Genomic DNA, 12,924 nt, shown 5'->3' on the forward strand with positions numbered 1-12,924 from the left:
GTCAGCACTCCACGACGTTCACGGCGAGTCCCCCGCGGGAGGTTTCCTTGTACTTGGTTTTCATGTCGGCTCCTGTTTCACGCATGGTCTTGATGGCTTTGTCCAGCGAGACTTTGTGGCTGCCGTCGCCGTGGAGGCACAGGCGGGCGGCGTTGATGGCTTTGACGCTGGCGATGGCGTTGCGTTCGATGCAGGGGATCTGCACCAGCCCGCCGACGGGGTCGCAGGTCAGGCCGAGGTTGTGTTCAATCCCGACTTCGGCGGCGTTTTCCACCTGTTCCGGGGTCCCGCCCAGCACTTCGCAGAGTCCCGCCGCCGCCATGGAGCAAGCCGATCCGACTTCACCCTGGCAGCCGACCTCGGCCCCGGAGATGGAGGCGTTGATCTTGAACAGGATCCCGACGGCGGCTGCCGCCAGGAGGAAGCGGACGACGCCGTCGTCGTCGGCCCCGGGGACGAACTTGACGTAATAGTGCAGCACGGCCGGGACGATTCCGGCGGCGCCGTTGGTGGGGGCCGTGACGATCCTTCCGCCCGCGGCATTTTCCTCGTTCACGGCCAGGGCGAACAGGTTCACCCATTCCATGGCGAGCAGCGGGTCGGCGGGCACCTGGGCCAGGGCCGGGGTCCGGGCCTGGTTCCCGGCGCTGACGGCGGTGGCCGCCAGCGTCCGGAACAGGGACGGGGCACGGCGCTTGACGTTCAGCCCGCCGGGCAGGATGCCCTCGGCCGCGCAGCCGTTGTCCACACACTGGCGCATGACGGCCCACAGCGCCAGGAGCTTTTCCCGGAGTTCGGCCTCGCTACGCCAGACGAGCTCATTGGCGAGCATGACGTCGGAGATGGACATGTCCTCGCGCCGGCAGATCTCCAGGAGTTCATTGGCCGTGGTGAACGGGTAGGGCAGCACCGTGTCGTCGGCCACCACCTGGTGCACGCCCTGGGCATTGCCGTCGACCACAAAGCCGCCGCCGATCGAGTAGTAGCTGCGTTCCTGCAGCACTGCCCCGGCGTGGTCCAGCGCCCGGAAGGTCATGCCGTTGGGGTGGGCCGGCAGCGACTTGCGGCGGTGCAGGACCACGTCCTCGTCCCAGTTGAAGTCCACCCGGTGGTGCCCGCCGATCCGCAGTTCCGCGTCCAGGGCCGCGGCCGCCACCTGGTCATCGGCAGTGCCGGTGTCCACGGTCTCGGGGTCCTGGCCCTGAAGGCCCAGGACGACGGCCTTGTCCGAACCGTGCCCCCGGCCGGTGGCACCCAGGGACCCGAACAGCTCGGCCTGCACCCGCGCAGTTGACATCAGCTGCCCGTCGCTCTTGAGCCCGTCGGCGAAAAGCTTGGCTGCCCGCATCGGGCCGACCGTGTGGGAGGAGGACGGCCCGATGCCAACAGAAAACAGGTCCAGGACGCTGAGCGCCATCAGGGGACCTCAGGAGTCGCAAATTCGCGCATGGCGTCCAGGAGCCAGCGGCCCAGGAACTCCGCAAAGGATGCCCGCGGGAAGATCCGGTAGGTCTCGTCCGCGGTCTTCCACAGGATGGCGGGGATGCCGCCGATTTCCGTGGATAGGGCCGTCCCGGCCTTCAGGACGCGCGGGTGCAGGTCCAGGGCGCAGCCCTTTTCCAGCACAGCCCGTGCCCGGGGGCCGGTGAGTTCGAGCGTGGTGCGGTTGGCGGAGAGGTCCACCACCTGGCCCTCGGCGTCGCCGAGTGCCGCGATCAGCGTCCGGGGGAGCTCGCCGCCCAGGCTTTCGTGGGATTCGGCGGGGGCCACGAGCAGGAATTCTGCCGGACCCAGCCACAGTGCCGCGGTGTCGCCGCTGCTGCGGACCTCCCCGGACGCGGACGGCAGGCCTCCCGTGAGGGTGCCCAGCCGCTCGCCGGCGTCGCCGGCAGGGTCGACCCGGATCCCGGCCATGGTCAGGAACGGCACCTCGCGCAGCTCCACGACGTCCGCCACGGATCCCGTTTCAAAGGCCGCGCCCAGGAGGTGCGCCGGGCTCCTCCGGAGGGTCTGGATCTTCTTGGAATTTTTGAGTGCTGCTGTGTCAGCCATCTTTGCGGGTCCCTTCGGAGTCAAAAAGTACGGTTTCTGCGATGACTACGTCCACAAGCTGGTCGCCGGCGGCGGCCACGAGGGTTTCGCCGATGCGGTTGCGGCCGTTCTTGATCAGGGCCAGGGCAAACGACCTGCCCAGTGCGGCGCTGTGGTAGCTCGAGGTCACGAAGCCCTGCATGGGGACGGGGCCGTAAGCGGGATTGACGGTGATGCCCTGCTCCACCAGTTGGGTGCCCTCGGGGAGCCGGATGGTGCCGTCCACGGGGAGGACGCTGACCAGGTGCTTGCGGTCGGTGCGGCCGGCATCCTTACGGGCGTAAGAGCGCTTGCCGATGAAGTCCTTGACCTTGGACACCACCCATTCCATGCCGGCGTCCTGCGGGGTCACGGTCCCGTCGGTGTCCTGGCCGACGATCGGGTAGCCCTTCTCGGCGCGCAGCACGTGCATGGTTTCGGTGCCGTACGGGGTGATGTTGAACTCCGCCCCGGCCGCCGCCACGGCTTCCCAGGTGCTCAGCCCGTACCAGGACGGGACGTTGATTTCGTAGGCCAGTTCGCCGGAGAACGAGATCCGGCAGATCCGGGCCTGGATGCCGGAGGCCAGGGTGGTCTCGCGGAAGGTCATGAACGGGAAGGCCTCGGCGTCGAGGCCGCCGTCGGCTGCCAGTTCCGGAGCCAGTTTGGCAATGACGGCCCGGGATTTCGGTCCGACGACGGCGATCGTGGACCACTGCTCCGTGACGGAGGTGCAGTGCACGTCCAGTTCCGGCCATTCGGTCTGCAGCCATTCCTCCAGCCAGTCCAGCACCTTGGCCGCACCGCCGGTGGTGGTGGTCATGAAGAACCGGTCCTCATCCAGGCGCAGGGTCACGCCGTCGTCGAAGATCATCCCGTCCGGGGTGCACATGACGCCGTAGCGGGCCGAGCCCGGTGCCAGCTTCTTGAATGCGTTGGTGTAGATCCGGTTCAGGAACTCGCCGGCGTCCTTGCCCCGGATTTCGATCTTGCCCAGGGTGGTGGCGTCCATGAAGCCCACGGATTCCCGGACGGCGGCGCACTCGCGCAGGACCGCGGTGTCCATGTCCTCGCCGCCCTGCGGGTAGTACCAGGGGCGCTTCCACTGGCCGACGTCCTCGAAGAGCGCGCCCTGGGCGACATGCCACGGGTGGATGGAGGTCAGGCGGGCGGGGTCGAACAGTTCGCCGCGCTGGCGTCCGGCCAGGGCGGCGAACGCCACGGGGGCGAAGGGGGCGCGGTAGGTGGTGGTGCCGATTTCGCCGATGCCGCGGGACGCTTCGCCGGCCGTGCGGAGGGCCGCCGCGATCACGCCGATGGCGTTCACCCCGGAGGTCTTGCCCTGGTCGTTGGCGGTGCTGATGGAGGTGTAGCGCTTGACGTGTTCCACCGAGCGCATGCCGGCCCCGGTGGAGCGCAGGACGTCGGCTACGGTCTGGTCGCGCTGGAAGTCGACGAAGTGGTGGTGCCACTCCTCCGGGCCGCCCTTTTGTCCGGGGACAAGCCAGAGCTGGCGGGTCGGGGCGGAGGCGCGCGGCGGCGCCGGCGTTTCCGGCTTTGCGTCGGAGTCGAAGCCGGCGGCGATGACTGCCGCGGCCCCGGCGGAAATGCCTTCGGCCACGCAGTCGCCGAGCTTGAAGCTGCCGCGGCCGGAGCCGGCCACCTGCTGGTTGGGCACCACGCTGTTGGGAACGAAGGCCGCGAGGTCGTCGTCCCAGCGGAGCCTGCCCTGGCGCTGGGAGTGCAGATGCACCACTGGTGACCAGCCCCCGGAGACGGCCAGGAGGTCGCAGGCGAGGTGTTCGACGCCTGAGGTGAGTTCGCCGGCGTCGTTGATGCTTCGGATGGTGACGCCGACGAGCCGGCCGTCGCCGGAATCCGCGGCGGTGGTGTCGGCGACGGCGCTGCCGATCAGCACCCTTGTGCCGGCGGCGGAGGCTGCCGCGGCCGTTTCGCTCAGCTTGGCACGGGCGTCCACGACCGCTTCGACCTTGATGCCGGCGGCGCGGAGATCCGCGGCCAGGGCGTAGGCGCTGTCGTTGGTGGTGCTGATGACCACGCGGGAACCTGCGGCGACGGCGTAGCGGTTGAGGTAGGTGCGGACCGCGGAGGCGAGCATGATGCCGGGGCGGTCGTTATTTTCAAAGACCAGCGGGCGTTCGTGGGCGCCCGGGGCCAGGATGACCTGGTTGGCACGGATGTGCCAAATCCGCTGGCGGGACACTCCGGGGGCGGCCGGGGTCAGGAGGTGGTCCGTGCGGTTCTGGGCCGCGATGACGTAGTTGGAGTCGTAGGCGCCGAAGGCCGTGGTGCGGTTCAGGACCGTGCACTCGGCCGCGGAGATCAGTTCGGCTTCAACATTGGCCACCCAGTCCAGGGCGGGCTGTCCTTCGATGGTGTCCGCGAGGGCCGGATCGGTGGAGCCGGAGAGCAGCGAGCCGCCGAGTTCGGGCTGGTCGTCGATGAGGATGACCCGGGCGCCGGAGCGGACGGCTTCACGCGCTGCGGCCAGGCCTGCGGGGCCACCGCCGACCACGAGGACGTCGGTGTGGACGTACTTCTTGTCGTACTCGGCGCGGTCCTCGGCCGGGTCCAGCTTGCCCAGTCCGTTGAGCAGTTCGGCGCTGAGGCCGTCCACGAGGGACACCGTGGTGGCCGGGAGCATGGATTCGGCCACGTGGCCCGGGAACCGGGCGGCGATCTTGACCAGGGCGTTGGATTCCTCGACGCCGGCGGACATGATGCCGCGCGGACGGTCCTCGTAGAGGGAATTGCCAGCGGTCAGCCGGCCGTTGGCCAGCAGGGCGGAGGCGAGGGTGTCGCCGGGGTGGCCCGTGTACTCACGGCCGTCCAGGGTGAAGCGCCAGGTGACGCTGCGGTCGATGCGTCCGCCGGTGCTAAGACGCGCGGGCTGCGGCTGAGCGGTCATTTGACGGCTCCTTCCGGGGAAACGGGGCTGGTGACGGAGGGGGCGGTGGGCGCTGTGGCGGGACGCAGTTGCCCCATCGGGTAGATGGCCTGGATGTCGTAGGTGACGGTATCGCGGAGCATGTTGAACCATTGCCGGCACCCGGTGCTGTGCAGCCAGCGTTCGGCGAAGGCACCCTTGGTGTTGTCGCGGTAGAACAGGTACTCGGCCCATTCGCGGTCGGTGAGCTCTGCCGGGTTTTCGGGGTAGGCCACGTGGGCCTGGCCGCCGTAGTGGAACTCGGTCTCGTCGCGGGGACCGCAGTTGGGGCAGGAAATCAGGAGCATGTCCTTACCTCTTTCTAGTGGGCCACGGCGGCGGCGCCGTGTTCATCGATCAGGGCGCCGGTTTCGAAGCGCTCGAGTGAGAAGGGCTTGTTGAGTGTGTGCGGTTCTCCGGTGGCGATGGTGTGCGCGAACGTCAGCCCGGCAGCCGGTGTGCCCTTGAAGCCGCCGGTGCCCCAGCCGCAGTTGACGAACATGTTCTCCACCGGGGTGGTGCCCACGATCGGGGAGGCGTCCAGTGTGGTGTCCACGATCCCGCCCCAGGTCCGGAGCACGTGGGCCCGGGCGAAGATCGGGAAGAGTTCGACGGCGGCGGCCATCTGGTGCTCGATCACGTGGAAGGAGCCGCGCTGGCCGTAGCCGTTGTAGGAGTCCACGCCGGCGCCCATCACCAGTTCGCCCTTGTGGGCCTGGGAGACGTAGACGTGGACGTGGTTCGACATGACCACGGTGGGGTGGACGGGCTCGTGGAGTTCGGACACCAGGGCCTGGAGCGGGTGGGACTGGATGGGGAGCCGGAACCCGGCCATTTCCGCCAGGACCGAGCTGTGTCCGGCGGCGCAGAGGCCGACTTTTTCGGTGTGGATGGTGCCGCGGGTGGTCTTGACGCCCACCACCCGGTTTCCTTCCTTCAGGAATCCGGTGACTTCGCAGTTCTGGATGATGTCCACGCCGAGCTCGTCGCATTTGCGGGCGAACGCCCACGCGACGTGGTCGTGCTTGGCGATGCCGGCGCGCGGCTGGTAGGTGGCGCCCATCACGGGGTAGCGGATGTTGTCGTTGATGTTCAGGATGGGGCAGAGTTCCTTGACCTGCTGCGGGTCCAGCCACTCGGCGTCGACGCCGTTGAGTTTGTTGGCTCCCACGCGGCGGATGCTTTCGCGGACGTCGCCCAGGGTGTGGGCCAGGTTCATGACGCCGCGCTGGCTGAACAGGAAGTCGTAGTCGAGTTCCTCCGGCAGGATCTCCCAGAGCTTCAGGGCGGTCTCGTAGATCGCCGCGCTCTCGTCCCAGAGGTAGTTGGAGCGGATGATGGTGGTGTTCCGGGCCATGTTGCCGCCGGCGAGCCAGCCCTTTTCCAGGATAGCGATGTTGGTCATCCCGTGGTTCTTGGCCAGGTAATATGCCGTCGCCAGGCCGTGCCCGCCGCCGCCCACAATCACGGCGTCGTAGGAGGACTTGGGGTCCGGATTGCGCCAGAGGAAGTCCGGGTGCTCCGGCAGGTGTTCGGTGGTCATTGTGCTGCTCCAATCAGTTCTGCCTCAAGGCCGGTTGCCGCCGTGTCGGTGCCAAGGTGCGGGTAGAGGGGGAATTGTGCCGCCAGGGCGCTGACGCGTCCGCGCAGTTCAGCGGCGGTCTGGTCGCTGAGCTGGTTCCCTGGTCCCTGTGAAATCAGGGCGGAGGCGATGATGTCGGCCACTTCGGTGAACTCCGCGGCGCCGAAGCCGCGGGTGGCGAGGGCGGGGGTGCCGATCCGCAGCCCGGAGGAGACCATGGGCGGGCGGGGGTCGAACGGGACGGCGTTGCGGTTGACGGTGATCCCGATCCGGTGCAGCCGGTCCTCGGCCTGCTGCCCGTCGAGTTCGGAATTCCGCAGGTCCACCAGGACCAGGTGCACATCGGTGCCGCCGTTGACCACGGAGATCCCGGCCGCCGCGACGTCGTCCTTCAGGAGCCGGGCCGCGAGAATCTTGGCCCCTTCGAGCGTGCGGTCCTGGCGCTCCTTGAACTCGGGGGACGCTGCGATCTTGAAGGCAACGGCCTTGGCCGCGATCACGTGTTCCAGCGGGCCGCCCTGCTGGCCGGGGAATACGGCGCTGTTGATCTTGCGCGCGTACTCCTCCTTGCTCAGGATCACGCCGCCGCGCGGACCGCCGAGGGTCTTGTGCGTGGTGGTGGTGACGACGTCGGCGTAGGGGACCGGGTTCGGGTGGAGCCCTGCGGCCACGAGCCCGGCGAAGTGTGCCATGTCCACCATCAGGTAGGCGCCCACGAGGTCGGCGATGCGCCGGAACTCGGCGAAATCCAGCTGCCGGGAGTAGGCGGACCAGCCGGCCACGATCATTTTGGGCCGGTGCTCGAGGGCCAGGGCCTCGACTTCGGCCATATCCACCAGGTGGTCGTGCTCGCTCACGTGGTAGGGGACCACGTTGTAGAGCTTGCCGGAGAAATTGATGCGCATGCCGTGGGTGAGGTGGCCGCCGTGGGCCAGGGCCAGGCCCATGATGGTGTCGCCCGGTTCCAGGAGGGCGAACATGGCGGCGGCGTTGGCCTGCGCGCCCGAGTGGGGCTGGACATTCGCCGCCTCCGCGCCGAACAGGGCCTTCACCCGGTCGATGGCGAGCTGTTCGATCACGTCGACGTGCTCGCAGCCACCGTAGTAGCGCTTGCCCGGGTAACCCTCGGCGTACTTGTTAGTCAGCACCGAACCCTGCGCCTCCATGACCCCGGCGGGGGCGAAGTTCTCCGACGCAATCATCTCAAGGGTGGACTGCTGGCGCTTCAGCTCCCTGGCCACGGCCTGCTCGACCTCGGGATCGACTACAGAAAGTCGCTCGTTCAACTGCTCAACCACGTTTACTCCTTTGAAATACCACTGTTGCTGTGACTGATATATCAGTGTGATGACAATGGTATGATTGGAATCACACCAGAGTCAATAGCCGGAGCCAAGTGGAAGCGAGCTTCTGCCGGGAATCCGAGAACGGAGTCGAGCTGTGAATGCACTGACCGTCCTGCCGCCTGCAGGGGAAGCGGCCCTCTCCCAAGCGGAATCTGCCTACCGGCAGCTGCGGGACAAGCTGATCATGCTCGAAATCCGGCCGGGCGAACCCATCAATGACGGGCAGTTGGCCGCCGAGCTCGGTTTCGGCCGCACTCCCGTACGCGAGGCCATCAAGCGGTTGGAAGTGGACCACCTGGTGGTTTCCTATCCGCGCCGGGGAACTTTTGCCACCACGGTGGACTTCACGGAACTGGCCGATGTCTCGGAAATCCGGGAACTACTGGAGCCGCTGGCTGCACGCCGCGCGGCAGTGCGGGCAAATGCCGCCATGCGCCGCGAATTGCTGGACGTTGCCAAAACCATTGCGGAACTGGACCCGAGCCCCGCGGAGTCCCGGGAGCTGATGCGCTACGACCTGACGGTGCACCGGCTGATCTACCGCGCCGCGGCCAACCCGCACCTGGAGGACACCCTGATCCGCTACGACAACCTGGCCACGCGGATCTGGTGCCTGGTTCTGGACAAGGTGCCCTCGGTCAGCGGGCACATCACCGAGCACGTCGAGCTGCTCCAGGCGGTGGCCGAAGGCGACGCGGACAAGGCCGGCGAGCTTGCCCTGCACCACGTCACGAGCTTCGAAGAGACCATCCGGAAGGTGCTCTAACCGACGTCGCCTGTACCACCGGCCGTCGCCTGTGTCACCGGCCCGGTCCGAACAGTGCTGCCCTGATCCCCATCAGCCGCCCCAGGCGGCACCCTTGCCGGGGCTCCGGCCCGGCTGTTCACCCGGAGCTGCCTGGTCCGTCGGTTGATCGGAAGGCTCACGGAGGCTCCTTGCGTCTGAGCGGTCAGGGGAGACGCGCCGACACGATGCACGCTATTCCACCGGAAAAAATACCGAATGGACTAAACGTCGGCCCGTCCCTCCCCACCCTCCTGCCTGCCGTCTTTGCGTCGGTGACGGCGGTCAGTTTGCCTCGGCGCCGACCCCTGCCTCGACGGCCGCGCCGGCGAGCCGGAGCCAGGTGTCCACCACGGTGTCGGGGTTCAAGGAGACGGAATCGATGCCTTCCTCAACCAGCCACTCGGCGAAGTCGGTGTGGTCGCTGGGACCCTGGCCGCAGATGCCCACATATTTGCCACGTGCCTTGCAGGCCTTGATGGCCATGCTGAGGAGCTTCTTGACGGCGAGGTTGCGCTCGTCGAAGCTGCCGGCGACGATCGCGGAGTCCCGGTCAAGGCCCAGGGTTAGCTGGGTCATGTCGTTGGAGCCGATGGAGAAGCCGTCGAAGTAGTCCAGGAACTCATCGGCCAGCAACGCGTTGGACGGCAGTTCGCACATCATGATGACCTCTAGGCCGTTTTCGCCCCGGCGCAGGCCGTTCTCCGCGAGCAGGTCGATGACGCCGCTGGCCTCGTCCACGGTGCGCACGAACGGGATCATCAGCTTGACGTTGGTCAGACCCATCTCGTTGCGGACGAAGGACAGGGCCTCGCACTCGAGGTCGAAGCAGTCCCGGAAGGACGGTTCCAGGTACCGGGAGGCGCCGCGGAAGCCGATCATCGGGTTCTCCTCGTGCGGCTCGTAGGCGGGTCCGCCGACCAGGTTGGCGTACTCGTTGGACTTGAAGTCGGACATGCGCACGATCACCGGCTCCGGGGCGAAGGCCGCCGCGATGGTGGCCACGCCTTCGGCCAGGCGCTTGATGTAGTACTCGCGCGGGCTGTCGTACGCGGCGATCCGCTCACGGATTTCCGCGGCGATGTCCGCCGGCTGGCTGTCCAGGTTCAGCAGCGCCTTGGGGTGGATGCCGATCTGGCGGTTGATGATGAATTCGAGCCGGGCCAGGCCCACTCCATGGTTGGGCAGCTGCGCGAAAGTGAATGCCTGCTCCGGGGTGCCGACATTCATCATGACCTTGACGGGGGCCTCGGGAAGCTGGGTGATCTCGGTTTCCTCGACGCTGAAGTCCAGGATCCCCTCGTAGATCACGCCGGTCTCACCGTCGGCACAGGAGACGGTCACCTCGAGGCCGTCGGAGAGGGCGTCCGTGGCGTCCCCGGTGCCGACGACGGCAGGAATCCCCAGCTCCCGGGCAATGATGGCCGCGTGGCACGTGCGACCGCCGCGGTTGGTCACGATGGCGGAGGCACGCTTCATGATCGGTTCCCAGTCCGGGTCGGTCATGTCCGCGACGAGGACATCGCCGGTTTCGAAGGCGGCCATCTGGTCGATCGCGGTGAGGATGCGGACGCGGCCGGCACCGATGCGCTGGCCGATGGCGCGGCCCTCGGCCAGCACCCGGCCGGTCCCGTTGAGCCGGAAACGGCTCAGGCTGCCGGTGGCCCGGCGGGACTGCACGGTCTCCGGGCGCGCCTGCAGGATGTACAAGCCGCCGTCGATCCCGTCCTTGCCCCACTCGATGTCCATGGGGCGGCCGTAGTGCTTCTCGATGGCGACGGCGTGCCGGGCGAGCTGCTCGACGTCGTCGTCGCTGAGGCTGAAGCGGTTCCGCAAGGAGGCCTCAACCGGCACGAAGTCGATGGTGCGACCGATTTCGCGGCTGGTCGTGTAGGTCATCTGGAGGGCCTTCTCGCCCAGTCCGCGCTTAAGGATGGCGGGCCGGCCAGCTTGCAGCGCGGGTTTGTAGACGTAGAACTCGTCGGGATTGACGGCGCCCTGGACGACCGCCTCGCCGAGGCCGTAGGAGGACGTGACGAACACGGCGTCCTGGAACCCGGATTCGGTGTCCATGGTGAACATGACGCCGGAGGCCCCGACGTCGGAGCGCACCATGCGCTGGATGCCGGCCGAGAGCGCCACCTCGGCATGTTCGAACTTGTGGTGCACGCGGTAGGCGATCGCCCGGTCGTTGTAGAGGGACGCGAACACGTCCTTGATGGCGATCAGGATGTTTTCGATGCCGCGGACGTTCAGGAAGGTTTCCTGCTGCCCGGCGAAGGAGGCATCGGGAAGGTCTTCCGCGGTAGCGCTGGAGCGGACGGCCCAGGAGAGGTCCTCGGAACCGCCGTGCTTGTCCACCAGCTGCTGGTAGGAGTTCCGGATCTGTGCTTCAAAGTCCGGCAGGAAGGGCGTCTCGCGCATGAGGGCCCGGATTTCCTGTCCTGCCGAGGCGAGGGCGGTCACGTCATCGGTGTCCAGGCCGACCAGCCGGTCGGCGATCTTCTGGTCCAGGCCGGAATCCGCCAGGAAGCTGCGGTAGGCATCCGCGGTGGTGGCGAAGCCGTCCGGGACCTGGACCCCGGCAGAGGTCAGATTCTGTACCATCTCACCGAGGGAGGCGTTCTTTCCGCCCACCCGGTCCAGGTCCTTGAGTCCGAGTTCTGAGAACCACAGGATGTCTGTCGTCATAGTTACTGCTCCTTTGCAGATGATGGCATGCACGTGCGACGCCCCGCTCGCGGCGATGGCCGGTTGATGGGCGCAAGTCCTGTCCACAGTGACAGGTCTCCGGCGCTCTTTCCACATGACGTGCGCCACACCTTATTTGTGAAATTTTTCCCTAATGCTTGAGGTTCATCCGCTGCAGGATGGTGGCCGCCATTTCCTCCACGGACACCGTGGCCGAATTCAGGTACGGAATCCTATGGGAGACATACAGCTGCTCGGCGCTGCGCAACTCGAAGCCGCACTGCCGCAGCGACGCGTACGGTGAGCCGCGGCGCCGTTCGGTGCGGATCTGGCTCAGGCGCAGGGGGTTGGAGGAGAGGCCGAAACACTTCTCAACAAAGGGCCTCAGCGGCTTGGGGAGCCCTTCCCGTTGGAAGTCTTCATCCACCAGCGGGAAGTTCGCAGCGAAGATGCCGTGCTGCAGTGCCAGATACATGGTGGTGGGCGTCTTGCCGCAACGCGACGGCGCCACCAGGATGACCTGGGCCTTTTCGAGCGCCCGCAGGCTCTGGCCGTCGTCGTGCTCCATGGCGTACTCCACGGCGGCCATCCGGGACTGATACCGCTCCGCGTTCCCGAGGCCGTGCGCCCGCCCCGGCTCCCCGCTCGCCGGGGTGCCGAGGGCGTGCTCCAGCTGTCCGACATGCGTCCCGATGAGGTCCACGATGATTCCCTTGCACGTCGCCAGGGTCTGCCGGATATCGCTGCTGACCGCGGTGGAAAAGACGATCGGCTGCAGGCCGGTGGCGGCGAGGCCGTCGATGGTCTTGACGACGGACCTTGCCTGTTCGGCTGTGGTGATGAACGGGACCGTGATGCGGTCAAAATTGTTTGCGGGGAACTGCGTCAGCAAGGTGTTGCCGAGTGTCTCTGCGGTGATGCCCGTACTGTCCGAAAGGAAGTAGACAGGCCGACGATCGTCATTGGTCATGAACGAATTCTCCACTAGAGCGGCCCCGGTCCGGTATCGGGCATCTTTGCTGAGAGTCAACGCGGTCCCTACCCGGTCTCCGGACACGGACGTAGACTGCTCGCGTACAACGCCACCAACGCCACCAACTGTCGCAGGAGATGGACATGAGCTATGCAGGTACCGGCAACGAGAAGGCCGTCGCGGCAAGCGACCTCAACCGGACACATGTCGGGCTGACCGTGAGCTTCCAGCCGGACGAATTTACCGTGGTCTTCGGCCGGATCGGCGCGATTGCGCGCAAGGAGGGCGGCGTGACCATTGCGCTTGCAGGGGTGGACGGCACGGGTGGCCTGCCGTCCCACTTCAGCCTGCCTCCCGCCCAGCAGGTCTACGTCCAGCCGGACATGCTCACCAATACGGAGTCGACCATCAAGGATTTGTTCGGCAAGGTGCAGGAGAACCTGCGGAGCCATAAGGGCGATCAGCGGGCGGACGACGCCTAGGGCATCTCCTTATCGGCGCCGCCGGATCAGGACTGCGCCGGATCAGGAC

10 protein-coding genes are annotated in these 12,924 nt (G+C 67.0%); 2 read left to right on the top strand and 8 right to left on the bottom strand.

Going from position 1 to position 12,924, the window contains the following annotated elements:
* Nucleotide 1 precedes the first annotated feature (1 nt).
* Genes LDO15_RS00720 through glyA form a run of 6 tightly spaced genes read right to left on the bottom strand, consistent with a single transcriptional unit; the run spans nucleotide 2 to nucleotide 7,897 of the window.
* Nucleotides 2–1,417: an L-serine ammonia-lyase gene (locus LDO15_RS00720; RefSeq protein ID WP_223982897.1), complete on the bottom strand. Its 1,416-nt coding sequence runs from the start codon at nucleotides 1,415–1,417 to the stop codon at nucleotides 2–4.
* Nucleotides 1,417–2,052, bottom strand: a complete 636-nt coding sequence (locus LDO15_RS00725) for a sarcosine oxidase subunit gamma family protein (RefSeq protein WP_223982900.1) — start codon at nucleotides 2,050–2,052, stop codon at nucleotides 1,417–1,419. Before LDO15_RS00725 ends, LDO15_RS00720 begins: the two co-directional genes overlap by 1 nt.
* A complete protein-coding gene (locus tag LDO15_RS00730; protein WP_223982903.1) occupies nucleotides 2,045–4,999 on the bottom strand; it encodes a sarcosine oxidase subunit alpha family protein in 2,955 nt (984 codons plus the stop codon). The genes LDO15_RS00725 and LDO15_RS00730 overlap by 8 nt, the downstream gene beginning before the upstream one ends.
* A complete protein-coding gene (locus tag LDO15_RS00735; RefSeq protein WP_223982906.1) occupies nucleotides 4,996–5,325 on the bottom strand; it encodes a sarcosine oxidase subunit delta in 330 nt (109 codons plus the stop codon). The genes LDO15_RS00730 and LDO15_RS00735 overlap by 4 nt, the downstream gene beginning before the upstream one ends.
* Before the next feature lie 14 nt (nucleotides 5,326–5,339).
* Complete coding sequence (locus tag LDO15_RS00740) at nucleotides 5,340–6,560, bottom strand: sarcosine oxidase subunit beta family protein (protein WP_223982909.1); 1,221 nt, start codon at nucleotides 6,558–6,560, stop codon at nucleotides 5,340–5,342.
* A complete protein-coding gene (glyA, locus tag LDO15_RS00745; protein WP_276572937.1) occupies nucleotides 6,557–7,897 on the bottom strand; it encodes a serine hydroxymethyltransferase in 1,341 nt (446 codons plus the stop codon). The genes LDO15_RS00740 and glyA overlap by 4 nt, the downstream gene beginning before the upstream one ends.
* Before the next feature lie 142 nt (nucleotides 7,898–8,039).
* On the opposite strand from glyA, the gene LDO15_RS00750 reads away from it, so the two are divergent.
* Entirely contained in the window at nucleotides 8,040–8,711 is a 672-nt protein-coding gene (locus LDO15_RS00750; RefSeq protein WP_223982912.1) for a GntR family transcriptional regulator, read from the top strand.
* 303 nt (nucleotides 8,712–9,014) lie between these two features.
* Here LDO15_RS00750 and ppsA read toward each other — a convergent pair whose 3' ends face one another.
* Together ppsA and LDO15_RS00760 are read right to left on the bottom strand one after the other, a co-directional pair.
* The gene (ppsA, locus tag LDO15_RS00755; RefSeq protein ID WP_223982915.1) at nucleotides 9,015–11,420 is read right to left on the bottom strand and encodes a phosphoenolpyruvate synthase; all 2,406 of its coding nucleotides are present in this window, start codon (nucleotides 11,418–11,420) and stop codon (nucleotides 9,015–9,017) included.
* A gap of 151 nt (nucleotides 11,421–11,571) precedes the next feature.
* On the bottom strand, nucleotides 11,572–12,390 hold the full coding sequence (locus LDO15_RS00760) for a pyruvate, water dikinase regulatory protein (protein WP_223982917.1): 819 nt from the start codon (nucleotides 12,388–12,390) through the stop codon (nucleotides 11,572–11,574).
* A gap of 146 nt (nucleotides 12,391–12,536) precedes the next feature.
* On the opposite strand from LDO15_RS00760, the gene LDO15_RS00765 reads away from it, so the two are divergent.
* Entirely contained in the window at nucleotides 12,537–12,875 is a 339-nt protein-coding gene (locus LDO15_RS00765) for a hypothetical protein (RefSeq protein ID WP_223982920.1), read from the top strand.
* The last annotated feature ends 49 nt before the right edge of the window (nucleotides 12,876–12,924 follow it).

It is taken from the genome of Arthrobacter sp. NicSoilB8 (genome assembly GCF_019977355.1).
In the GTDB taxonomy this organism is placed as follows: domain Bacteria; phylum Actinomycetota; class Actinomycetes; order Actinomycetales; family Micrococcaceae; genus Arthrobacter.

Excerpts from the sequence above, each read along its gene's own strand:
- LDO15_RS00720 (WP_223982897.1), bottom strand. The coding sequence starts at position 1,417 with ATGGCGCTCAGCGTCCTGGACCTGTTTTCTGTTGGCATCGGGCCGTCC.
- LDO15_RS00725 (WP_223982900.1), bottom strand. The coding sequence starts at position 2,052 with ATGGCTGACACAGCAGCACTCAAAAATTCCAAGAAGATCCAGACCCTC.
- LDO15_RS00730 (WP_223982903.1), bottom strand. The coding sequence starts at position 4,999 with ATGACCGCTCAGCCGCAGCCCGCGCGTCTTAGCACCGGCGGACGCATC.
- LDO15_RS00735 (WP_223982906.1), bottom strand. The coding sequence starts at position 5,325 with ATGCTCCTGATTTCCTGCCCCAACTGCGGTCCCCGCGACGAGACCGAG.
- LDO15_RS00740 (WP_223982909.1), bottom strand. The coding sequence starts at position 6,560 with ATGACCACCGAACACCTGCCGGAGCACCCGGACTTCCTCTGGCGCAAT.
- ppsA (WP_223982915.1), bottom strand. The coding sequence starts at position 11,420 with ATGACGACAGACATCCTGTGGTTCTCAGAACTCGGACTCAAGGACCTG.
- LDO15_RS00760 (WP_223982917.1), bottom strand. The coding sequence starts at position 12,390 with ATGACCAATGACGATCGTCGGCCTGTCTACTTCCTTTCGGACAGTACG.
- LDO15_RS00765 (WP_223982920.1), top strand. The coding sequence starts at position 12,537 with ATGAGCTATGCAGGTACCGGCAACGAGAAGGCCGTCGCGGCAAGCGAC.